This is a genomic window from Bradyrhizobium barranii subsp. apii, assembly GCF_011516635.5.
Classification (GTDB): domain Bacteria; phylum Pseudomonadota; class Alphaproteobacteria; order Rhizobiales; family Xanthobacteraceae; genus Bradyrhizobium; species Bradyrhizobium barranii.
The window spans coordinates 8,400,637-8,423,130 of record NZ_CP096255.1; the positions used below are offsets into that span (position 1 = coordinate 8,400,637).

Genomic DNA, 22,494 nt, shown 5'->3' on the forward strand with positions numbered 1-22,494 from the left:
CCCGGTCGCTGCCAAGGGAACGAGATGGGACTATTTATCCCATCTTAGAGCGATTCCCGCTGAAATAATGGCGATCTGCCCGGGGTTTTTCCTGCCTGGTTAAGGTGTCCTGACGGCACGCGGCCGAAACGGCCGGTGTCATGATCCGCCCTCATCCGTCCCTTGGACCGCCGGGCGGGCGCCGGTGCGATGTGGATACGCCCCCCGGCAAGGCTGATCAAGGCTCCCGCAAGGGTCTGCTTCAGGAACGGCCGGCCATTTGCGGCTGCGCGGGGGCTTGCAGCCAAACTTGCAGCTATGGCCTGATCGAGCGCCGCCAGGAGAGTCTCGACCTTACCGAGTTCCGCCGGCCCCTCATGACCAAGGGCATTGACGGCCCGCAGCAGGAGCCGCAGCCGGACCTCCTCAGGCAGATTGGCGAATGCCGAGGCCTCGAAGCTGCGAACGCCCGCCTGCGGCGCATCGCCGCGCGCCCGAAGCTGAAGGAAGCGTTCGGCGCCATCGACCAGCACGTCGACCGCCGCATTGGCGCGCGCCAGCCTGCCTGCGAGCCGCGCCAGGCTCCTGCTGTCGCCCCCCTCGGCCGCGAGTTGCGGCAGCAGCGCGCGCAGCCGCGGCCGGGTGAAGGCGGTGTCGCGATTGGTGGGATCATCGGCAAATCCGATCTTCGCCCGCCTCAAGGTCGCGATCAGCTGCGACTTCGGGACATCGAGCAGCGGACGCACCAGCACGACGCCGTCGCGCTCCGTGAGGCGCGCCATCGCCGACAGCCCGGCAAGCCCGCTGCCGCGGACAAGGCGCATCAACAGGGTCTCGGCCTGATCGTCGCGGGTGTGGGCGGTCAGCACATGGCTCGCGCCGGCGTTGCGCGCGGCCTGCGCAAGCAGGCGGTAGCGGGCTTCGCGTGCAGCGGCAGGCAGTCCCGTGTCCGGCTTCGCGCCGCGCCAGCGCAGGGTTCGGTGCGCCAGCCCGAGTTCGGCCGCCAGCCGCTTGACCTCGCGCGCCTCGCGCGCCGCCTCCGGGCGCAGGCCGTGATCGACGGTGACGACGGTCAGTTGCGGACCGCGTGCCAGGCCGCGCTTCCAGCGCGCGGCGAGCCACATCAGCGCGACCGAGTCAGGTCCGCCGGAGACCGCGAGCACCAGCGCCGGCGCGCTTCTGAGCTCGGCGAAGAGCTGCTTCGCCGCGCGTGCCGAGATCGGTGAGTTGTCGTCGTCCGACATGACGCTGCCCAGGCCATCGCCAGACTATTTAGCGCGGCGCGATCCGCATTGTCAGGGCGCAAATGCCATGCGTCAGCACTTCACCCGCTTCTGCTCGCGATCGACGGCGGATTTGACGCCGGCGGAGGCGCGCGGATATTTGCGGCCGACCTCGCCGAAGACGGCGCAGGCGGCCTCTTTCTCCTTCAGCGCGGCCAGCGACTGGCCGAGCCGCAGCAGGGCATCCGGCGCCTTGGCGGACTTGTCGTATTTGGTGGTGACGGCGAGGAAGGCTTCCGCGGAGTCGCGATATTGCTGGCGCTGGAAATAGCTTTCGCCGAGCCAGTATTGCGCGTCGCCGAGCAGCGGATCGCTCGGATGTTTCTGCGCAAAATTCTTCATGGTCTGCTCGGCCAGCGCATAGTCCTTGCGCTGCATGTAGCCGATGCCGAGGTCGAACTCGTCGCGCGGCGTTGCCGAGGGCGGCAGGGTCGTCAGGCCGGTGCCGCCCGATGGCGCTGGATAGCCCGATTGTGCCGGCGGATAGCCGGGCTGGGCTGCCGGCGGCACGCCTTGCTGGTAGCGCGGGCTGGTGTTGGCGAGATCGAGCGGCTCGCCGGCAGCGCGCCCGCCGCCAGGGGCGCCTGCCGCCATCGGCTGCTGCCCGCCACCAAGCGCGCGCGGCGCGCCGGGCGCATTCGGGTTCTGGTTCGGATCGAAGGAATCACCGCGGCGGCGCACGCCGGGCGCACCGGGCGCCGGCTGCTCCTGAACGATCGGCGCGGGAGCAGCGATCTGCGGCTGCTCGTAATTCGGCTGAGCCTGTTGCTGCTGGCGGTAGGCCGGCGCGGACTGCGCAGGCGGTACGGCCGCGACAGAGGGCTGCACCGGCACCTGTCCGGGCGCGGCTTGCGCGCCGCCCTCGAGCGCCCGCAGCCGCTCTTCGAGCTGGCGGTTGCGGTATTGCAGCTCCTCGTTCTGCCCGGTGAGCTGGCGCAGCTGGTTCTCCAGCCGCTCGATCCGCATCTCGGGGTCATCGTCCGACTGCGCCAGTGCAGGCGAGCACAAAGAGAACAGCGCGGCGATCGCCACGGTGCCGGTAAAGACCTTGGATCTGGATGACATCTTGCCCTGACGACGAAAACGAAATCTGCGACGGAACATGCGACGCGCCACACATTGAAAGGCAGTACGCCAAAAATGTGACTGGCACCACGGGGTTTCGGTCACAGATGGCTGAAACAAAACCGGCGCCCGAGAGGGCGCCGGCATAATCGGTTCCTGAAGATGAACGGCGCCTGACTGATCGTCAGGAGCTCGCGTTCAGCACGGTGACGGCGCGACGGTTCTGCGACCAGCAGGAAATATCGTTACAGACAGCGACCGGCCGCTCCTTGCCGTAGGAGATCGTGCGCATGCGGTTCGGATCGATGCCGCGCGAGGCGAGGAACGAACGCACCGACTGGGCGCGGCGGGCGCCGAGTGCGATGTTGTATTCGCGGGTGCCGCGCTCGTCGGCATGCCCCTCGATGGTGAAGCTGTACTGCCGATAGTTCTGGAGCCACTGAGCCTGCTTCTCCAGGGTCACGATCGCCTGCGGCGTCAGATCGGTCTGGTCGCTCTCGAAGAACACGCGGTCGCCCACGTTAACGACGAAATCCTGCTGGCTGCCAGGCGTCGCAGCATTGGCCATCGCATCCGTCGCTGCGTTCTTGTTCGCGCATGCGCCCATCGACAGCGCGATCGCAACCACCGCAGCCAGCTTCAATCCCTGGAGGATACGCATAGGGTATTTCATTCCGGAGCCTCCACGCTCACGTTCGTCCACTGCTGTCCGGTCTACAGGGGGTTGGTTAAGCGAACGTTCCGTCAACCTTGATGGAACCTTGCTTCAGCCGGTCAAATGCCCCCAAACCGCGAAAAGCAACCGTCATGGTTAATGGGTTCTAAATGTGGCGCGAGGGTGAAGCAACCTGCAGCAACCGGCAAAAGTGCAGGCTTTTGCTGGAATTTTGGGCTCGGACGATGATGGGGATGAACGGAGCCCCGGCCGAAAGGCGCGCGGCGGCTCGAGGCGGTGACGGCAGGCAATCAGACGTGAGCGGCTTCCGGCACCAGTGACGACCGCTGCGGGATCTCGCGCTGCCCGCCGCGCCCAAACAGCATCCGCCGCTCGAAGGCGGTGGAGCGCATGATCGGATAACGCTCGAACACCTTCTTCCGGAAGGTCGGGAAATCCGCCGCCATCAGGCCGAACGGCTTGGTGAGGCCCGGAACCAGGCGGGGTTCGGCGATCGTCTCGTGCAGGAACACCCGCCGGTAGAAGGCCTGATGCTCGGGACGCACGATGGCGAGGCCGAGATCGGCATTGAAGTGCTCGCACGCCATGTAGGCGAGCCGGGTCGTCAGATAGGGCAATTCCGGAACCCGCTTCACCTGGTCGGGATCGGCGACAAAGCGGGTCGGGTCGATCATGACCTCGCCGCGATCGAGCCGCGGCAGCAGGATGTCGGGGAAGACGTCGGCCGAGGTGGACTCGCGCCATTCCGAAGTCAGCACGCTGATGCGCACGGAGCTGCAGAGCTGGCCACGGAGATAGACGCCGAAGGTCCACGCGTTCGGCAACTCGTCGTAGCGGTCGGTGACGCGGGCTTCCGCGGATTCCCTGACGGCACCCTCGCGCAGATAGGCGCGGTAGCGGAGGTTGTAGATTTGCTCCTTCTCCGCGTCCGTCGACGCGAGATGATAGTCGACGTCGGTCAGAAGCTCCGCTCCCCGTCCAACAGCCGAAATGACAGATCTGGCTGAGGACTGCATTCGAACTCCTTACCCACCACCAACAACACCACCACGCGAACCTGAGCCATTTGCCGCTGAACAACTTGCGCGCGCGTGACGATTTATTAACACCTCCTTAACGACGATGCAAAGCAATCGACGCGATAGGGTTAACCCCCGTAGCACTACGGTCGGTTCGGCAACTGCCTGAAACGACGTGCAATTTCTGGATGCGGACTCAGGCGAAGGAGCGTGAGCTGACAACCTGGAGCAGGCCCTCGCCGCGCCGTCCATGCGAAGCGTTGAGGAGCTGGCGCATCCGCACGGCGGGCACCGGACGGCTGAACAGATAGCCTTGCGCCTCGGAGACGGTGCCGTCTGCGCTGATCAGCTCGAGCTGCTCATTGGTCTCGATGCCCTCGACCACCACGGCCATGCCGAGGTCGGCCGACAGCCGCGCCACGCCACGCAGCAGCGTCAGCGGCCGGTCGGTGTCGATGCCCTCGAGGAAGGAGCGGTCGATCTTCACCTTCTGCATCGGGAAATTGTGCAGATAGCTGAGGCTGGAATAGCCGGTGCCGAAATCGTCGAGCGAGATGCGCACGCCGAGCGCATGCAGTTGCGACAGCGTGTCGTGGGTGAGCTGGGTGTTACGAAGCAGCGAGGACTCCGTGATCTCGATCTCCAGCCGGTGGGCCGGCAGCCCCGAGACCTCGAGCGCGTAGCGGATTTCGCTGAGCACGTCGCGCTGGTGGAATTGCTGCGGCGAGAAGTTGACGGCGACGCTGACGCCGTCGGGCCACTTCATGCATTCCATGCAGGCGCGGCGCAGGATCCAGCGGCCGAGATCGACGATCAGCCCCATGTCTTCGGCGACCGGGATGATGTCGACCGGCGAGACCGTGCCGCGCACCGGATGATTCCAGCGCAGCAGCGCCTCGCAGGTCGTGATCTTGCCGGACTTCAGATTGACCAGCGGCTGGTAGAACAGCTCGAACTCCTCGTTGGCCAGCGCCTTGCGCAGGTCGAGCTCGAGAATGCGGCGGGCCTCGACGGTGGCCGCCATCTCGTCGCGGAAGAAGCAGAAGGTGCCGCGGCCGTCGGCCTTGGCGCGGTAGAGCGCCATGTCGGCGTTCTTGAGCAGCGTGTCGGCCCTGACGTCGCCGTCCGGCGAGGTCAGCGCGATGCCGACGCTGGCGCCGATCTCGACCAGGTGATTGTCGATGCGATAGCGCTCGCTCAGGCGTTCGACGATGCGGCGGGCGAGGCTCGCGGCATCCTCGGCGGAGCTGATGTTCTGCTGGAACACGACGAACTCGTCGCCGCCGAAGCGGGCGACGAAATCCTCGGGACGCAACATCTCGCGCAGGCGGTTGGCGACCGCGCACAGGAGCTGGTCGCCGCAGGGATGGCCGAGCGTGTCGTTGACCTGCTTGAACTGGTCGAGATCGACGAACAGCAGCGCCGAGAGGCGCTCGGCGTCGTGCGAGATCGCCAGCAACCGTTCGATCTCGTCGCGGAACGAGACCCGGTTGGGCAGCGCCGTGAGCTCGTCATAGCGGGCGAGATGGGTGATCCGGGCTTCCGCGTTGGTACGCTCGGTGATGTCTTCCAGCAGCAGCACCGTGCCACCGCCAGTCATCGGCTGGAACGTCCAGGCGAGCGCGCGGCCGCGCGCGGAATCCGGGTCGGCGGTGACGATCTCGCAGATCCGCGCATGCTCGATCTCGGCCAGGATCTGCTTGCCGCTCTCCGCCGAGATTGAGCCGGCGGCGATACAGGCCGATACGATGTCGGCAGCGGTGGCGCCACGCTTGACCAGATCTTCGGGCAACGCCATCAGCTCGCCGAAGCGATGGTTCATCACCGCAAGGCGGCCGTCGGCGCGAAACATGCACAGGCCATGCGGCATGTTGTTGAGCGCGGTGTCGAACTGGCTTGCCAGCGCGGACTCACGAAAGCTCGAGGTCAGCGCCTTGACGAAGATCGCATGCAGGCTGAGATTGATGTTCTTCAGCCCGACGAAGAAGAACACGAGCAGGACGGCGAGCCCGATGTGGTAGAAGCCGCCATGCAGCAGCAGCGCGAGCGACATCGGTGCGCAGGCGAGCGCGACGTGCCACTGGATCACCCGGGGCTGGCCGTAATTGCGGGCGGCGCCGCCCGCGGTGTAGCCGATGCCGATGGCGACACAGAGCATGTCGGCAATCGGATCGTCATTGTTGTAGATGACGACGAAGGACCACAGGCCGAGCACCGCCGCATAGCTGAGCGCGCCGAGCCAGTAGCGCGGCTCCAGGTGCTTGGCCTCCTCGAACGACAGTGGGTGCGTGCGGTTTTCGTATCCGCGCATCTGGAACGCGCGCGCGGTGCCGATCGCGATCAGCAGAAATGCGAGCGGCCACAGCCAGACATCGCCTGTCTTCAGCGCAGTCATGACCGCGGCCACGGCCGCGGAGGCCGAGCCCAGGAAAATCGCCCAGAAATTCTGCACCATAGAGTTGATGAGAGCGGCGTAGAGTATCGGCTCCAGCTCGTCTCGATCGCTCTGCTTCTGGTCGGCCAGCTGCATCGGCTTGTTACGCGTCCTGTTTGGCGCGTACTTTTACCCAGACCTGATGAAGCCTTTCTGAGGGAACATCGTTAAAGTCGAGTTGTTTTTCGGCAATAGCGAACAAATTTCCGCTGAAATATCAAGCAACTAGGCAGGCGTTGCCGGGCACAAGGTGAAGGAAAGCTTGCGTCCTGCACCAAACCCCGAAAAAATCGGCATGTTTTTTCGAAAACATCGCGCGTCTGAACGCGCAATGTCTTAGCCCCGATGTTTCAACGCGAACCTGTATCCACTTCGCCCGCAGGCGCTCTAGCCGGGTGTCGAGGACAGCAGCGGCGACCATGCCGGGTCGGAGGCGAAGCCCGGCGTCGGCACCTTGAGCTCGTTGCGGCCGGAGATGTCGACGGAGAACAGCGACGGCCCGCCGCTGCCGCCGGGGTCGCGGAAGAACATCAGCACGCGGCCGTTCGGCGAGAAGGTCGGCCCTTCGTTGTGATAGCCCGAGGTGAGCAGACGCTCGCCGGAGCCGTCCGGCTTCATGACGCCGATCGAGAACTGCCCGCCGCCCTGCCTGGTGAAGGCGATGTAATCGCCGCGCGGCGACCACACCGGCGTCGAATAGGTGGCGTTGGTGTCGTCCTTGGAGAAGGAGATGCGCTGCGCCTGTCCGCCGCCCGCGGCCATCACATAGATCTGCGACCTGCCGCCGCGATCGGACTCGAAGCAGATGCGGGTGCCGTCCGGTGAGTAGGATGGAGAGGTGTCGATCGCCGGCGTGTCGGTGAGGCGCGTGGTCGAGCGCGAGCGCAGATCCATCACGAACAGGTTCGAATTGCCGCCCTGCTGCAGGCTCATGATGACGCGCTGACCATCCGGCGAGAAGCGCGGCGCAAAGGTCATGCCGGGGAAATTGCCGACGATCTCGCGCTGGCCGGTCTCGATGTTGAAGAGATAGACCTTCGGATCGCCCTGGCCGAACTCCATGTAGGTGATCTCTTGCGAGTTCGGCGAGAAGCGCGGCGTCAGCACGAGGTCGGAGCCGCGGGTCAGATAGCGCACATTGGCGCCGTCCTGGTCCATCATCGCGAGCCGCTTGACGCGACGCTCCTTTGGCCCGGTCTCGTCCACGAACACCACGCGGCTGTCGAAATAGCCCTTTTCGCCGGTCATCTGCTCATAGATCTGGTCGGAGATGATGTGGGCGATACGGCGCCAATATTCCGGCGAGGTGAAATATTGCTGGCCCGCAAGCTGCTGGCCCGTGATGACGTCCCACAGGCGGAATTCCGCCTTGAGCCTTCCGTCCTGTCCCCGCGTCATACGGCCGGTGACGAGGGCCTGGGCGTTGATGGTCTTCCAGTTCTGGAATTGCGGCGCGACGTCGATGTTGCTGATGCGCTCGATGAAAGCGGCCTGGTCGATCGGTGCGAACAGGCCCGACCGCTTCAGATTGTTGGTGATGACCTGGGTGACGCCGTTGCTGACGTCGCCGTCGGCGGGCGAGCCCGGCACGAAGTTGGAGATCGCGATCGGGATCGGCCGAAACTCCGTTGGATTGAGTTCGAGCCGCTTTTGGCCCTGGGCCAGGGCATGTCCGCCCCCGAGCGTCGCGAGCGCCGATCCTGTCAGCGTCATGAAGCGGCGGCGGTTCATCGATAGGACGTCATTCATCGCAAAATTCTTTTGTTCGGATGTCACAACATGTCTTTCAGGCCGAAGCGCATCGGAATGGTCTTCCAGGTGTCATACTGCTGCTTTGGCAGGAACGAATAGACCTGACACTGCACGATGGCGCGCTTGGCGCTCTCCGCCACCGCCTGAGCAATCGACCGAGACGGGCCGCGAACCGCGACGATAACCGGCTCGGACGCAAGCGAGCCGTCGATTTTCATCGGGATATCGATGTCAGCCTCGTATTGCTCGGCGTCTTGCCCGTTATAGGTGGGCGTGAAGCAGCGCCGGACCGCATTCGTGAACGCGCCTCCCCACGTCGCAACGTTGTTGGCAGCTGTCCCGGTCGTCGATCCCAGCGCAGCCGACGCATTCAGCGCCGCGCCGGAGAGCTCGTGCCGGGTCGCCGCGCGCTTGTCGAGGTCGCGCTGGATCTGCGCGGGATCGAAGCTGCGCTCCTTGGGCTTCGGTTGCTGCTGCGGCTGCACCGCCGCGACCTTCTGCTCGACGGGCTTCGGCGGCGGCTTCTTGGTCTCCAGCTTCTTCTGGAGCTCGGCGATCGGATCTTCCTTGGCCGGATCAGGCTTCTTTTCCTGCGGCTTCGGCTCTTCCTTCGGCTTCGCCTCGGCGACGGGCTTCGGCGGCTCGGGCTTCTTCTCGACCGGCTTCTCGACGGGTTTCGGCGGCGGCTCGGGCGTCGAGTTGGTCTTGATCAGCTCTTTCTTCTCGGTGACCTTGCCGACGGCGTCTTCCTCGGGCTTGGCTTCCGCGATCTTCTCGACCTTGGGCTTCGGCTCTTCCTTCTTGCCGGTCTTCTGCCCCGACATCATCTGCGCAAGCTGATCGGTGGAGATGATGTCGATCGGAAGCGACTCTTCCGCGACAAAGGCCTTGCTGCTAAAGGTGACCAGTCCCCATCCAAGCACGAGGACGTGGAGGGCAATCGACGCAACGAGTGTCTTGTCGACGTTCACCTTCACCGGTTTACCCCTGATCCGCCTCGGTCACGAGCGCCAGCTTCTTGAAGCCCGCGCCGGACAACAGGCCCATGACCTTGGCCACCGTTCCGTAATCCGCCTTCTTGTCCGCGCGAAGATAGATGCGCTCCTCGAGCCCGCCGCGCGCGTCCGTGATCGCCTTCAGCTTCGGGATCAACTCGTTGATCGCGATCTCGGCGTCGTTGATGAAGACCTTGCCCTTGATGTCGACCGACATCTGGATCGGCTTCTGGTCGTTGTTTTCGAGGCTCTTGGCCTGGGTCTGAGGCAGGTCGAGCGGCACGCCGACCGTCAACATCGGCGCCGACACCATGAAGATGATGAGCAGCACCAGCATCACGTCCACCATCGGCGTGACGTTGATCTCGGCCACGACGGGCTTGCGCCGGCCACGGCGCCCGCCGCCTCCGGACGAACTAGCTACGTTCATCGCCATGATCGAGTGCCCAAATTGCCCCTCACACTATACATGCCGTCCGTCAGCCCCGCTCGTCGATCTGACGCGACAGAATGGCGGAAAATTCATCGGCGAAACCTTCGAGCCGCTGGGCCTGCCGGTTCACCTCGGAAGTGAACTTATTGTAGAAAATAGTGGCAGGAATGGCGGCGATAAGGCCGACGGCGGTCGCAAACAGCGCTTCCGCGATGCCCGGCGCGACCACCGCCAGGGAGGTATTTTTCGATGCCGCGATCGACTGGAAGCTCGACATGATGCCCCAGACCGTGCCGAACAGGCCGACAAAGGGGCCGGCGGAGCCGACAGTAGCGAGCACCAGCAGCCGGCGTTCCAGCCGCTCGACCTCGCGCGCGATCGAGACGTTCATCACCTTGTCGATGCGCATCTGAAGGCCCGCGACCGAGCGGGCGTGGCTCTCGAACGAGCGCTTCCACTCGCGCATGGCGGCGACGAAACAGGCCGCCATGGAATGCGTCGGCTTGGCCGAGAGCGTGCGATAAAGCTCCTCGATCGACTCGCCGGACCAGAATGCCTGCTCGAACCGGTCCATCGAGCGGCGGGTGCGCGCGTAAAGAAAGATCTTGTCGATCGCGATGGCCCAGACCCAGACCGAGCAGGCGAGAAGCCCCAGCATCACCGCTTTCACGATCCAGTGAGCCTGCCAGAACAGCGCAATCAGCGACACGTCCGCGGAAGCGGCAACCGGAAGGGCTGACTGAGCCACGTCGGCCGGATTCATAAGCAGTATCCTCTCAAGGCGATCATTTACCTGACCTCTCCGGCCAGCAAATGGCTGCCGGTTCCCCAACAGCCGCGCTAGCACCGGCGCGGCCGGCAAGCCCGCTCAAAGCCTTGTCTTTCTGGGGTGCAGGGGCTCGTCCAAAGCCGGCCGTCTGCATTCCCTGCCAAGATGTCAAAACTATGGGCCTCGAGCACGGCTCCGGGCACGACTGTCCGCAATTACCAGAGCCCGCCGATGGTTAACGTGCGGTTACCACGGCCGAATTTGGCTGCCGGAAAGGTAGGCAGCGCAGGCGGTTGGCCGCTTTGCCGCGGGACATGGCGGCGACGGATCGGAGCCGGGTCCACTGGCGAGGTCGGTTCCCTCCCCCCTTGCGGGGGAGGGCTAGGGAGAGGGGTACCACACGGGGGCTCCCACCGAAATCGAACACACGCAACGAGCACCTTTTCCTGGGCTCCCCCTCTCCCCCGCCCTCCCCCGCAAGGGGGGAGCGCAGTGTGCTCCGTGCGGGCACCCGATTTCTTACGCTGACCGTTCGAACACCGCTGCCATCAGCGGCCGATTTGCCCGACGGATTCCGCCTGATAGGCTGCGCTTGCATAGATCAACAAGGGCCGGGACAGCCGGCCTCGCCAAGGGAGCAAGCCGTGCAAAATGCGGGAACACGCCTGCGGTGGCTGAACGCCGCGATCATATCGATCTGCCTCACAGCCTTTGACCCCGCGCGCGCGGCGTCGGTCGCACCGGTCGCCGCGCAAAACGGCATGGTGGTGTCCGCGCAGCATCTGGCGACCCAGGTGGGTGTCGATGTGCTGAAGCGCGGCGGCAATGCCGTCGATGCCGCTGTGGCCGTCGGTTATGCCTTGGCCGTCGTCTATCCGGCCGCCGGCAATCTCGGTGGTGGCGGCTTCATGACGATCCAGCTCGCCGACGGCCGCAAGACCTTCCTCGATTTCCGCGAGACCGCGCCCAAGGCGGCGACGGCCAATATGTATCTCGACAAGGATGGCAACGTCATCAAGGGCATCTCGACCAAGGGACATCTGGCTGTGGGTGTGCCAGGCTCCGTCTCGGGCATGGAATATGCGCGCGAAAAATACGGCACCATGAAGCGCGCCGACCTGCTCGCTCCCGCGATCCAGTTCGCCGAACAGGGATTTGTGCTCGACCAGGGCGACATCGACCTGCTGCGCACGGCAACCGACGATTTCAAGGACGATCCGGCATCGAGCGCGATCTTCCTCAACAACGGCCAGCCGTTCGGCGTGGGCGATCGACTGCTGCAATCCGAACTGGCGAAAATCCTGCGCGAGATCAGCAGCAAAGGCACCGACGGCTTCTACAAGGGGTGGGTCGGCAGCGCCATCGTGGCATCGAGCCAGGCCGGCAAAGGCCTGCTGACGCAGGACGACCTCGACGGCTACAAGACGCGCGAGCTCGCACCTGTCGAATGCGACTATCGCGGCTATCACGTGATCTCCGCGCCGCCGCCGAGCTCGGGCGGCGTCGTCATCTGCGAGATCCTGAATATCCTGGAGGGCTACCCTCTGAAGGAGCTGGGCTACCATTCCGCGCAGGCCGTGCACGTGCAGATCGAGGCCATGCGGCATGCTTACGTGGACCGCAACAGCTATCTCGGCGATCCGGATTTCGTGAAGAATCCGCTCGACCGCCTGCTCGACAAGAATTACGCCACCAAGATCCGCGCCGTGATCGATCCGAACAAGGCCGCAATCTCCAAGGACATCAAGCCGGGCGTCGCGCCGCACGAGGGCAGCAACACCACGCACTATTCAATCGCGGACAAGGACGGCAACGCGGTATCGGTGACGTACACGCTGAACGATTGGTTCGGGGCCAAGGTGACGGCGGCCAAGACCGGCGTGCTGCTGAACGACGAAATGGACGACTTCACGGCCAAGGTCGGGGTGCCGAACCTGTATGGCCTCGTTCAGGGTGAGGCGAATTCCATCGCTCCGGGCAAGCGACCGCTGTCTTCGATGAGCCCGACCATCGTCACCAAGGATGGCAAGACGGTCATGGTGGTGGGCACGCCCGGCGGCAGCCGCATCATTACGGCCGTGTTGCAGACCATGATCAATGCGATCGACTACGGCATGAACGCGCAGGAGGCCGTCGACATGCCGCGCATCCACCAGCAATGGCTGCCTGATATAACCAATGTCGAGGACTATGCGCTGTCACCAGACACGCGCAAGATCCTGGAAGGCATGGGCCACAAATTCGGACCGCCGCAACCGGCCAACCATCTCGCGGTCATCATCGTCGGCGCGCCGTCGCTGAACGGCGAGCAAGTCGGCAATAATCGTTACTACGGTGCGAACGATCCACGTCGAAACAGTGGGCTGGCGGCAGGGTATTGATCACGTCGCGGTCTGCGTTCGTTCGTCGTTCGTAGCCCGGATGGAGCGAAGCGCAATCCGGGGCTTTCAACGCGGGCGGTCCCGGATTTCGCTTCGCTCCATCCGGGCTACGCTTTTGCGGGTGGGTTGCTACCACTTCTCCTTCGAGGTCCGCACGTCGAGCTCGAACGACCAGGCGCGCTCGGGCTGGCGATAGAGGAAGGCGAAGGCATCGACGATGCCATCGATGTCGATCAGGCTGTCCTCGCGGCCGGCCGCATCCGGGAACCGTGAAAAGATCTTGTCGCCGGCGATCGCGCCGTCGACCACGACATGGCCGACATGGATGCCGTCACTCGCGTATTCCTTGGCCATCGCCTGCGCCAGCGTGCGCAGGCCGGCCTTGGATGAGTTGAAGGCGCCGTAGCCGGAGCGTCCGCGCAGCGAGGCACTGGCGCCGGTGAACAGCAGCGTGCCGGTCTTCTTCGGCACCATGCGCCGCACCGCCTCGCGGCCGAACAGGAAGCCACCGAAGCAGACCACGCGCCAGGCGTTCTCGAAATAGTCGGCGTCCATCTCGATGATCTTGCCGGGCGTGTTGTTGCCGGCGTTGTAGATGGCGAGGTCGAGGTTGTCGCCGGCGGCATCGAACAGCGCGACGATGTCCCCCTCCCTGGTCGCATCGGCAACAAAGGGTACGGCTGCGCCGCCGGCCTTCGTGATGTCGTCGACAACGGCCTGCAAGGCAGACAGCGTCCGGCCCGCGACGATCACCTTGAGTCCATCGGCCGCAAAACGCTTGCAAAGCCGGGCCCCGACCCCGCGGTCCGGACCAACGCCGATCACGATTGCCGTCTTCATTGCAACTCTCCGAAGGTTGATGGGGTCAAGCCGCCGAGGCAGGTTCGGGGCAATTGGTCAATCGCGCGGGATTGCCGATCGCGGTGCAGCCAGCGGGCACGTCACCGGTCACAACAGCGCCGGCACCGATCTTTGCGAAATCGCCGATATTGATGTCACCGAGAATGGTCGCGCCGCCGCCGATATAGACACCGCGGCCGATGCGCGGCGAGCGCGTCGGCAATTCACCGCGACGGCCGATGCTGACGTTCTGGAGGATGGTGACCTCGTCGCCGATCACCACATTCGCACCAATCACGATGCCGGTGGCGTGGTCGAGATAGACGGACGATCCAATGGATGCGGCCGGATGAATGCTGACCTGCAAGAGGTTCGACGCCTCGTTCTGAAACAGCAGCGCCGCGTCGCGATGGTCACGACGCCAGAGCCAGTTCGAGACGCGCCAGGCTTGCAGCGCGACGTAGCCCTTGTAATGCAGCAGCGGCGGCAGCAGGTCGGTGATGGCGGGATCGCGCCATGCGATGGCCTGCAAATCTCGGCTGGCGGTTTCGATCAGCGCTGGCTCGCCTTGAAAGGCGTCGCGGGAATAGGACGTAAAGCGCGTGCGCTCGGTGGCGCCGCTGCCGAGCCGCAGCCCGATCAAATCGGCCAAGGCGGCGGCAAAATCATCGTGAGCGAGAATGGCACTCGCAAGGGCGTTGCCGAACACGGGGTCTGCATCGGCCGCGCGCTGCGCCTCGCTGCGGATCTGTCGCCAGAGGCCGTCGCTCGCCGTGATCGCAGCTTCCGCCATTGTCGCCTCCGGTCCGCCCACTCTTGTGAAGGCGAATATAGGCGGTCCGGGTCGGGGCGCCAGTCACTCCGCCGGGACGCGCTTGCTTTCGCCCTCAAGACCGGGCCGGGCTCGCTTGCGCAGGCTGAGCGCGTAGAGCCAGCCGCCCGCCGCGATGAGCACCGGCAGGACGAAGAGCGCGACATCGCGGAGCAGGATCATGGGGCGATACTCCCCTTGGCAAAAGAGACCGCGCGGCCGAGTGCGAACGAGGCGAACCAATAGAGATAAAGGCTGAGAAAGAACCGCCAGGATTCGCCGAGCTGCCACTGCGGATAGAGCTGGACTTCCGTCGGCCATCCATTGAGGAACGCGATCGCCACCGGCACGATGTTTCCGAACCGGTCGAACAGCGCCGAGGCGCGCTCAAGGAGCGCGATGCGCTGGCTGATCTTTTTGCGTCCGGCGTTGGTCATGGTCGTACCCGTCAGCGCGCGGGAGATGCGGCGTCAGGGCTTGGTCGGGCGTGGTGCGGATCGGGTTCTACCGGTCCTGCACATGTACGTGATCAAAGCCGCAGAACGCACGCCCGCCGGCGCAGAGGCGAAAATGGCAATCGGGATCAGACGCGCAACTGCCATAGACCAAGCCGATGTAGCCCAGCACCGCCAGGGCGGTCACGGCCAGCAGCAGGCGGGTGTAGAGGTCCATGATGCGCGTCGTCCAGCAGCGCGGCGGATTGAGGTGGCACGCGCAAGTCTTGGTGTCGGATCGTCGGCAGTTGGTTCGGGTCCCCTAAGACCAAACCGCCCGCCTGCGTTGCGCAGGCGGGCGGCTCGGGGCCATCAGGACTTTGGGGGCATGCGCCTGAAGGCTTTGAGAGGCAGACCCCGGATCAGCCTTTTTAGATCAGCCTTGCGGCTGGTCGGTCGGCGGCGGGGTCGGGCGCGTCTTGTGCTGCGCCATGAACTGGTCGAACTCTTCCTTGTCCTTGGCGTGACGCAGACGGTCGAGGAAGTTCCTGAACTCGACCTGCTCTTCCTCAAGCCGCTGCAGCGTCTCGGTGCGGTATTCGTCGAAGGCACGGTTGCCGCTCGAGGGCGGGCCGAAGCCGAAGCCGAAACCACGGCGCTCCATGCGGCCGCGCATGCGGTCCATCTTGTACTGCATCCGCTCCATCTTGTTCTGCCAGCGATCCTGGTGGCTCCAGCAACCCATTTTTCTGCTCCCGAGTGTGAAAAAGAGAAGGGCAAGTCCGATCGGCCACCAGATGATGAAGCCGAGGATGGTCACGGCGATCCAGCCGGGATGCCAGGGCGTATCGAGCATGTGGGGGCGCTCATAGCGTTCGTCAGAGGAACCGCGCCATCGATTGACATCAGCGGTGTAGGCCATTTCCATCTCCATCACGGCACCAGCGCCGTTGTGAATGTAAATAACATTTACATAGGTAGACCATCCCGCGATTTTGTCAAGCCGACCGCCTGACAGGGTCGCCGAATTATTTGCGCAATTTTATTTCGGCTTGCCCCAGGGGCCACCGGGCGGCAGGCCAGAACCGGAGGATGCCTCCGGTGGCACCGGCGGCGGCTCGGCGCTTCGTGCCGGCGGACGGCGGTCGGTCGGGAAGCCGAGGCCGCGGAGATAGATCAGCACCTCGGCTTCGAGCAGGTCATCCGGCGACATCGGCAGTTTTCGCCGCGCGGCGTCGCCGCGTGAGAACAGCGAGGCCACGCCATGCGCCATCGACCAGATGTGCAGCGCCATCATCATGGCCGGTGGCCGCGGCGTGCCGGGCGGCGCCAGCGCCGCAAGCCGTTCGGCGGCGGCGCGAATGATGTTGAAGGCGCGTTCACTGGCGGCCTGCAGGGCCGGATTTGAATCGACCGGCACGCCTGATTCGAACATCGCGTTGTAGAAGGCAGGCTCCTCGCGGGCAAAGGCGAGATAGGCCTTGCCGACGCGCTCGAACGCCGAGACCGTATCCGGGCGCCCGTCGTCCCAGGCCGCGGTCAGGCGCTGCTCGAACTGCTCGAAGCCGCGCTGCGCGATCGAGGACAGCAACTCCTCGCGGTCGCGGAAATGCCGGTAAGGCGCCGCCGCGCTGACGCCGGCCATGCGCGCAGCATCGGCAAAGGTGAAGCCCGCCGCGCCCTTCTCGGCGATCAGCCCGAGGGCAGCCTGCAACAGGGCTTCCTTCAGATTGCCGTGGTGATAGCCGCGCTCGGTGCGGCCCTGGTCCTTACGCCAGCTCATGTGAACAGCTTTTACATGAGCCGGGCGTGAAGTCACTAGCGCAGGCCGGATTTGATTAACCGGCCAACTCGTCATTCCGGGGGCGGCTCGACCCGGGGCTGCTCGACGAGCCGAACCCGGAATCTCGAGATTTCCGGGTTCGCGCGTGTGCGCGCCCCCGGAATGACACGGCCTAGCCGCCGGGGATCGGCAGCACCGGCATGATCTCGACGCGTTCGCCGGGGAAGATCGCGAAGTGCGGGTGGTTCTCGAACATCTTGGCTGCGGCCTCATGGGACGCGGCGCGGACCACGGTGAAGGCGCCCATCTCGTTCGCGATGTCGGCGACGCCCTTGCCGTCGACCTTCTTGGTCTTGCCGAGAGGGCCGCCCATGGCCTGGATCGCGCCTTGATGCTTCTCGACCCAGCCTTTCCAGGCCGCCATGCCCTCCTGCTCCTTCGCCTTCCGCGCGGTCTCGGACATCGCGTTCCATGCGGCCCATTGCGGGCTGGTCTTGCTGCCGAGGAAAACGGCGAGATAGGTATCGGTGCTCATTGGTTCTCTCCTTTGTTGATGGATGATGGATTGACGAGCCGCGAGTTGATCCGCGGCCGTCTCGGCTACGTCTTCAGATCGTCGAAACCGGCGGCGGCTGCCTGCACCTCCGGCGGAAAGTCGGCCATCTCCTGCACCTGCCGGATCTCGATGACTTCATTGGCGGAGGCCGGGCACTTCTTCGCCCAAGCGATCGCCTCCTCGCGCGAGGCAACCTCGATCATCCAGTAGCCGCCCAGAACTTCCTTGGCTTCGGCGAAGGGGCCGTCGGTCACGATGGGCTCGCCGGTCGCGAACGAGACGCGCGCGCCCATCGACGGCGGGTGCAGACCGTCGAGCGTGATCAGCACGCCGGCATCCTTCAGCGCCTCGTTGTAGCGCATCATCGCGGCGACGCGTTCGGGATCGAGTTGCACGTCCGGCGGCGCGGTCTCGTAGCCGAGCGGAATCATCAGCATCATGAATCGCATGAGCAGTCCTTGCTTGCTTTGTCGTTTCGGGTTTGCGCCGCGCGGCGCCACCCCCGGAAGGACGGGAGCGGCGGTCCGGGCCGCCCACCCTTACCTCTAAGAGTCTGTCCGGAAAGATTACCTTGGATTGCATAGCTTTCGCAGCATGAGTCGGATGGAGGCCAGCTTGAGAAAGGCGAGCGCCCTGTGATTGAAGCATTCCCAATCTTTGGACAGTCTTCGGCATCGCCCGAGCCAGGCAAAGGTACGCTCGACGATCCAGCGTTTGGGCAAGACGACGAAACGGTGAGCCTGATCGGAGCGTTTGACGATTTCGAGGTTCACGCGCTTCAGAGCGCTACGCAGCCCCTTCTGGAAATGTGGCCCTTGATATCCGCCGTCGGCGTAGAGCTTCAGAAGAAAGGGATAGAGGCCGAACAACGTTGCCATCAGGAGCACGCCGCCGTCGCGATCCTGGATGTCCGCCGCATGCACGATGGCGTGCATCAAGAGGCCTTGCGTGTCGACGAGAATGTGCCGCTTCTTGCCCTTGATCTTCTTGCCCGCGTCGTAGCCATGGAGATCATGAGGCCCCCTTTTTCAGCGCTTTTCACGCTCTGGCTATCGATGATGGCGGCGGTGGGAGAAGCCTCGCGCTCGGCCCTTTCGCGACATTCGACATAGAGGGCGTGATGAATTTTATCGAGCGTGCCGTTCCAGCTCCACAGATCGAAGTAGCCATACAGCGTCGAGCGCGGCGGCAGGTCCTTGGGGATCGCGCGCCACTGGCAACCTGTGCTCAGGATGTACATCAGCCCGTTGGCAATCTCGCGCAGGTCCACCGTACGCTTGTTGCCGCCGCGCTTGGCCGGCGGGATGCGAGGCGCGATCAGCGCCCACTCCTCGTCGGTCAAGTCGCTCGGATAGCGCAGGCGGCTGCGGTCGTAGCGTGCACGGTTCTCGGTAGTCCACATTGGCGGCGCGTCCCCATCGAATCAGGCCGCTCACCTTGAATCACAACCGATTCATTCGACTCAACATGTTTTGGAACAGACACTAAGACGAACGAACCTTTACGGAACCGACAAGGTGATGAAAATTATTCCAGAGGTCATTGCGCCGGCCGCTAGCGCGGCTGTGGCAGGAAACGCCCATCCTTCCGGGCAGCGCCGAAATAGACGTCGATGCGGCGGACCTTGCCACCCGAAAAGGTGAAGAACTCCGTGTTGCGAAAGCTTCTGCCATCTGTCCCCAGACAGAGATAGGTGACGAAGGCCTCGTCGCCCCGGACGATAATCCGCTCGATGTCGTGTCGCGCGATCCAGCCGGTGTCCCGCCAGCAGCGCTCGAAATAGGCCGCCTTGTCGAGGTCGTCGTCGAACGGACTGGTGAAGCGGAAATCGTCGGCCAGTGCGTCGGCGACCCGTTGCCGGTCGTTGCCGAGATAGGCTGCGAAGAGGTCTCGAATCAGGCGCTCGCGGTCGTCAGGCATTGATGGTCTCCGCGGAGAAGATCCTCTTGAAGACGATGCACGAACGCGTGCCCCGACATTGCTTGCCGAATTTCAACAGAGACGATGCGAAATTATCGCTAGGCGGGTCCGTACGACTACGGACCGACTATGTCCACCGCCGTGCATATAGGACGAGAATCTTCGAAAGCAGAACAACATGGCCGGCGCACGCGGAACCACGGAGACCACGCAGTTTGCTGCAAGGGTTTACAGTTGATCAACGCGTGCATGCAACTTTTTCGGGAAGGCCAATTGCAGCCCGGCCGACGCATAGTTGAACCACTCCGGGGATCTTCAAGTGTTCAATTTCAACAGCAAGGCCAGGATCCAGCACGCGCTCGCGGAAGTCGACGCCCTCGATCGCTCGCAGGCCGTCATCGAATTCGATCTCGACGGCACCATCCTCGATGCCAACGAGAACCTTCTGAAAATGAGCGGCTATTCGCTCGCCGAGATCAAGGGCAAGCATCACAGCATCTTCGTCAGCCCGACTGAGCGTGAGAGCGCCCGCTACCGCGACTTCTGGGCCAGCCTGAACCGCGGCGAATTCCAGACCACGCAATACAAGCGCTTCGGCAAGAACGGCAAGGAAGTCTGGGTTCATGCCTCCTACGCCCCGTTGCTGGACAAGAACGGCAAGGTGGTCAGCTTCATCAAGTTCGCCACCGACATCACGGCGTACAAGATCAAGACCATGGAAGACTCCGGCAAGATCGCCGCGATCAACCGCGCGCAGGCCGTGATCGAGTTCAACATGGACGGCACCATCGTCACCGCCAACGAGAACTTCCTGGGCGCGATGGGCTATTCGCTCGACGAGATCAGGGGCAAGCATCACAGCATGTTCGTGACGCCCGAGGACCGCGCGAGTTCGGCCTATGCCGCATTCTGGGCCAGGCTCAACCGCGGGGAGTTCGAGGCGGCCGAGTACAAGCGACTCGGCAAGGGGGCTAAGGAGATCTGGATTCTCGCGACCTACAACCCGATCCTCGACGAGACCGGCAAGCCGTTCAAGGTGGTGAAGTTCGCAACCGACATCACCGCGCAGAAGATGAAGGCCGCCGACAATGACGGCCAGCTCGCCGCGATCCAGAAGTCGCAGGCGGTGATCGAGTTCAACATGGACGGCACGATCCGCACCGCCAACGAGAATTTTCTCAAGGCGGTGGGCTATTCGCTGGCCGAGATCAAGGGCCGGCACCATTCCATGTTCGTCGAGCCGAACGAGAGGAATTCGGCGGCCTACCGCCATTTCTGGGAGACGCTCAACCGCGGCGAATACCAGGCCGCCGAATACAGGCGGATCGCCAAGGGCGGCCGCGATATCTGGATCCAGGCGTCCTACAATCCGATTCTGGATCTCAACGGAAAACCCTACAAGGTGGTCAAATACGCCACCGACATCACCGCGCAGGCGATCGGCCGCAAGAAGGCCGACAATGCGCGCGGGCTGATCGAGGCGGTCGCGGCCGGCAGCGAGCAGATGAGTGCATCGATCCGCGAGATCTCCGAGACCATGGCGAAATCGCGCGAGACCTCAAAGGTCGCGACCACCAGGGTCGAGTCCGCGGACGGTCAGGCTCAGAAGTTGACTGCAGCGGCCCAGGCCATGAGCGGCATCGTCGAGATGATTTCGGGCATCACCAGTCAGATCAACCTGCTTGCGCTCAACGCCACGATCGAATCGGCGCGGGCGGGCGAAGCGGGCCGCGGCTTTGCCGTGGTCGCCTCCGAGGTGAAGAACCTCGCCAGCCAGGCCAAGCAGGCCACCGACACGATCACCTCCGAAATCGATGCGCTGAACACCATCTCCGGCGACGTCGCGAGCTCCCTGACCGCGATCAAGGTGGCGATCGCCAGCGTCAACGAGTTCATCGCCTCCACCGCAGCCGCGGTCGAGGAGCAGAGCATCGTGACGGCGGACATGTCGGCCAACATGCAGCGTGCGTCGGCGGAGCTGGCGTAAGCTCTCGCCTTATCACTATCCCCGTCATCCTTCGAGGCCCGCTGAAGAAGCGGCCCCCCTGGGGTGACGGTGAGAGAGACCGGCGCCCTTACCCTACCGCTCCCAGCGTCGCGTCGCTTCACTCGCCCCTTCCGGCAGCATCTCGAAGACCGGCGAGGCCAACACCGCATGGACATGCAGCATGGTCGCTCCCGAATTGCGGAAACCGTGCTTGCGGCCGGCGGGAACCAGCAGCACCTGTCCGGCCGTCACCGTGATACGCCGGGCTTCGATCCACATCTCCGCCTCGCCCGCCCGCACGGTCAGCACCTCCTCGACCGTGTGGCTGTGCGTCGGCGCGCCGGCGCCGGGATCGACCCATTGCTCGAAGATGCAGAGCGCGGTCGCGCCGTTGCGCGCGGATGTGATCATGCGGGTCTTCACACCTGGCCGCCAGTCCTCGAGCGGGATCGTGCTGGGATCGATGAGCATGGCCTGGAGCCCTTCTTGCCGGGACGAAAGCGAAGTAAAAGGAGCCGGCGCTCGTGCGCGCCCCTTTCGAACACAGGACAGATTAGCAAATGCCGCAGGCCCCACAAAACGTCGCCCTCGTCACCGGAGCCGCGCGAGGCATCGGGCTGGCGACGGCCAAGAAATTCCTGGCCGAAGGGTGGCGCGTCGCGCTGCTCGATATCGAGGGGGAGCTGCAGGCAGCCGCGGCGGCGGCCCTGAAGAATCCCGATAACACGCTGGCAATCACCTGCGACGTGTCCGACGCAGCCGCCGTGGGAGCTGCAATGGCGGCGGTCATGAGCCGCTTCGGTCGGCTCGATGCTCTCGTCAACAACGCCGGCGTCGCCGTGTTCGCGCCAGTGCTGGAGACAAGCGACGCCGATTGGAACAGGATCATGGCGGTCAATCTCACCGGCCCGTTCCTGTGCACCAAGGCGGCCGCGCCGCTGATGCGCGAGCAAGGCGGCGGCGCCATCGTCAACGTCACCTCGATCTCGGCGGTGCGCGCCTCGACCCTGCGTTCGGCCTATGGCACCAGCAAGGCGGGCCTTGCGCACCTGACCAAGCAACTCGCGGTCGAGCTCGCCTCGCTCAACATCCGCGTCAACGCAGTCGCGCCGGGGCCGGTCGACACCGCGATGGCGAAGCAGGTGCACAGCAGGGAGATCCGCGCCGACTATCACGACGCCATTCCGCTCAACCGCTACGGCCTGGAGGAGGAACTCGCCGAAGCGATCTATTTCCTGTGCTCGGAACGATCGAGCTACATCACCGGCCAAATTTTGGCCGTCGATGGCGGCTTCGATGCGGCTGGCATCGGCCTGCCGACGCTGCGCGGCGAACGGCGGAACGGGTGAACGTCGTAGGGTGGGCAAAGGCGCGCAA

Annotated in this window: 23 protein-coding genes and 1 pseudogene; 3 read left to right on the plus strand and 21 right to left on the minus strand. The window is 64.3% G+C overall.

The features are described from left to right. Nucleotides 1-44: 44 nt before the first annotated feature. From tilS to tolQ, 9 genes are all read right to left on the minus strand, one after another. The gene (gene tilS, locus HAP41_RS40260; protein ID WP_166080004.1) at nucleotides 45-1,223 is read right to left on the minus strand and encodes a tRNA lysidine(34) synthetase TilS; all 1,179 of its coding nucleotides are present in this window, start codon (nucleotides 1,221-1,223) and stop codon (nucleotides 45-47) included. 72 nt (nucleotides 1,224-1,295) lie between these two features. Next, nucleotides 1,296-2,327 (minus strand): tol-pal system protein YbgF, encoded by a 1,032-nt coding sequence (gene ybgF, locus HAP41_RS40265; protein WP_166080003.1) that lies wholly within the window; start codon nucleotides 2,325-2,327, stop codon nucleotides 1,296-1,298. A gap of 184 nt (nucleotides 2,328-2,511) precedes the next feature. Further along, a complete protein-coding gene (gene pal / locus HAP41_RS40270; protein ID WP_028152222.1) occupies nucleotides 2,512-3,000 on the minus strand; it encodes a peptidoglycan-associated lipoprotein Pal in 489 nt (162 codons plus the stop codon). Between the two features lie 293 nt (nucleotides 3,001-3,293). Continuing rightward, entirely contained in the window at nucleotides 3,294-4,019 is a 726-nt protein-coding gene (locus tag HAP41_RS40275; protein ID WP_166080002.1) for an N-acyl amino acid synthase FeeM domain-containing protein, read from the minus strand. A gap of 199 nt (nucleotides 4,020-4,218) precedes the next feature. Beyond that, entirely contained in the window at nucleotides 4,219-6,552 is a 2,334-nt protein-coding gene (locus HAP41_RS40280) for a putative bifunctional diguanylate cyclase/phosphodiesterase (RefSeq protein ID WP_166080001.1), read from the minus strand. A gap of 291 nt (nucleotides 6,553-6,843) precedes the next feature. Further along, nucleotides 6,844-8,187 (minus strand): Tol-Pal system beta propeller repeat protein TolB, encoded by a 1,344-nt coding sequence (tolB, locus tag HAP41_RS40285; protein WP_049807612.1) that lies wholly within the window; start codon nucleotides 8,185-8,187, stop codon nucleotides 6,844-6,846. Nucleotides 8,188-8,228: 41 nt separating this feature from the next. Further along, nucleotides 8,229-9,185 carry a protein TolA gene (locus HAP41_RS40290; protein ID WP_166080000.1) on the minus strand — a complete coding sequence of 319 codons (957 nt, stop codon included), beginning with the start codon at nucleotides 9,183-9,185 and terminating at the stop codon, nucleotides 8,229-8,231. A gap of 4 nt (nucleotides 9,186-9,189) precedes the next feature. Continuing rightward, entirely contained in the window at nucleotides 9,190-9,639 is a 450-nt protein-coding gene (tolR, locus tag HAP41_RS40295) for a protein TolR (RefSeq protein WP_028152217.1), read from the minus strand. 43 nt (nucleotides 9,640-9,682) lie between these two features. Further along, complete coding sequence (tolQ, locus tag HAP41_RS40300) at nucleotides 9,683-10,399, minus strand: protein TolQ (RefSeq protein WP_014492404.1); 717 nt, start codon at nucleotides 10,397-10,399, stop codon at nucleotides 9,683-9,685. A gap of 650 nt (nucleotides 10,400-11,049) precedes the next feature. Between tolQ and ggt the strand changes: the two genes are divergently transcribed. After that, on the plus strand, nucleotides 11,050-12,786 hold the full coding sequence (gene ggt / locus HAP41_RS40305) for a gamma-glutamyltransferase (protein WP_166079999.1): 1,737 nt from the start codon (nucleotides 11,050-11,052) through the stop codon (nucleotides 12,784-12,786). Between the two features lie 129 nt (nucleotides 12,787-12,915). On the opposite strand, the gene HAP41_RS40310 is transcribed toward ggt, so the two are convergent. The 11 genes and pseudogenes from HAP41_RS40310 to HAP41_RS40360 all read right to left on the minus strand — a co-directional run bounded on the left by HAP41_RS40310 (nucleotide 12,916) and on the right by HAP41_RS40360 (nucleotide 19,130). Next, a complete protein-coding gene (locus HAP41_RS40310) occupies nucleotides 12,916-13,626 on the minus strand; it encodes an SDR family NAD(P)-dependent oxidoreductase (RefSeq protein ID WP_063981093.1) in 711 nt (236 codons plus the stop codon). Between the two features lie 25 nt (nucleotides 13,627-13,651). Then, nucleotides 13,652-14,419: a serine acetyltransferase domain-containing protein gene (locus HAP41_RS40315; RefSeq protein WP_166079998.1), complete on the minus strand. Its 768-nt coding sequence runs from the start codon at nucleotides 14,417-14,419 to the stop codon at nucleotides 13,652-13,654. 63 nt (nucleotides 14,420-14,482) lie between these two features. Continuing rightward, nucleotides 14,483-14,620, minus strand: a complete 138-nt coding sequence (locus HAP41_RS40320) for a hypothetical protein (protein ID WP_166079997.1) — start codon at nucleotides 14,618-14,620, stop codon at nucleotides 14,483-14,485. Further along, on the minus strand, nucleotides 14,617-14,874 hold the full coding sequence (locus HAP41_RS40325) for a hypothetical protein (protein ID WP_166079996.1): 258 nt from the start codon (nucleotides 14,872-14,874) through the stop codon (nucleotides 14,617-14,619). The genes HAP41_RS40320 and HAP41_RS40325 overlap by 4 nt, the downstream gene beginning before the upstream one ends. A 67-nt stretch (nucleotides 14,875-14,941) precedes the next feature. Further along, nucleotides 14,942-15,109, minus strand: a complete 168-nt coding sequence (locus HAP41_RS40330; RefSeq protein ID WP_166079995.1) for a hypothetical protein — start codon at nucleotides 15,107-15,109, stop codon at nucleotides 14,942-14,944. Nucleotides 15,110-15,307: 198 nt separating this feature from the next. After that, nucleotides 15,308-15,793 carry a DUF2852 domain-containing protein gene (locus HAP41_RS40335; RefSeq protein WP_028152211.1) on the minus strand — a complete coding sequence of 162 codons (486 nt, stop codon included), beginning with the start codon at nucleotides 15,791-15,793 and terminating at the stop codon, nucleotides 15,308-15,310. A 120-nt stretch (nucleotides 15,794-15,913) separates the two neighbouring features. After that, nucleotides 15,914-16,654: a TetR/AcrR family transcriptional regulator gene (locus HAP41_RS40340; RefSeq protein WP_071909737.1), complete on the minus strand. Its 741-nt coding sequence runs from the start codon at nucleotides 16,652-16,654 to the stop codon at nucleotides 15,914-15,916. 172 nt (nucleotides 16,655-16,826) lie between these two features. After that, entirely contained in the window at nucleotides 16,827-17,189 is a 363-nt protein-coding gene (locus tag HAP41_RS40345) for a YciI family protein (protein ID WP_063981089.1), read from the minus strand. A gap of 65 nt (nucleotides 17,190-17,254) precedes the next feature. Further along, entirely contained in the window at nucleotides 17,255-17,659 is a 405-nt protein-coding gene (locus HAP41_RS40350; RefSeq protein ID WP_028152208.1) for a YciI family protein, read from the minus strand. Nucleotides 17,660-17,776: 117 nt separating this feature from the next. After that, nucleotides 17,777-18,612, minus strand: a pseudogene (locus tag HAP41_RS40355) (IS5 family transposase). A 152-nt stretch (nucleotides 18,613-18,764) separates the two neighbouring features. Further along, the gene (locus tag HAP41_RS40360; protein ID WP_166079994.1) at nucleotides 18,765-19,130 is read right to left on the minus strand and encodes a nuclear transport factor 2 family protein; all 366 of its coding nucleotides are present in this window, start codon (nucleotides 19,128-19,130) and stop codon (nucleotides 18,765-18,767) included. A 319-nt stretch (nucleotides 19,131-19,449) separates the two neighbouring features. On the opposite strand from HAP41_RS40360, the gene HAP41_RS40365 reads away from it, so the two are divergent. Further along, nucleotides 19,450-21,117 (plus strand): methyl-accepting chemotaxis protein, encoded by a 1,668-nt coding sequence (locus tag HAP41_RS40365; RefSeq protein ID WP_166079993.1) that lies wholly within the window; start codon nucleotides 19,450-19,452, stop codon nucleotides 21,115-21,117. 93 nt (nucleotides 21,118-21,210) lie between these two features. On the opposite strand, the gene HAP41_RS40370 is transcribed toward HAP41_RS40365, so the two are convergent. Continuing rightward, a complete protein-coding gene (locus HAP41_RS40370; RefSeq protein WP_166079992.1) occupies nucleotides 21,211-21,588 on the minus strand; it encodes a cupin domain-containing protein in 378 nt (125 codons plus the stop codon). Between the two features lie 89 nt (nucleotides 21,589-21,677). On the opposite strand from HAP41_RS40370, the gene HAP41_RS40375 reads away from it, so the two are divergent. Next, nucleotides 21,678-22,466 (plus strand): SDR family NAD(P)-dependent oxidoreductase, encoded by a 789-nt coding sequence (locus tag HAP41_RS40375; protein WP_166079991.1) that lies wholly within the window; start codon nucleotides 21,678-21,680, stop codon nucleotides 22,464-22,466. The last annotated feature ends 28 nt before the right edge of the window (nucleotides 22,467-22,494 follow it).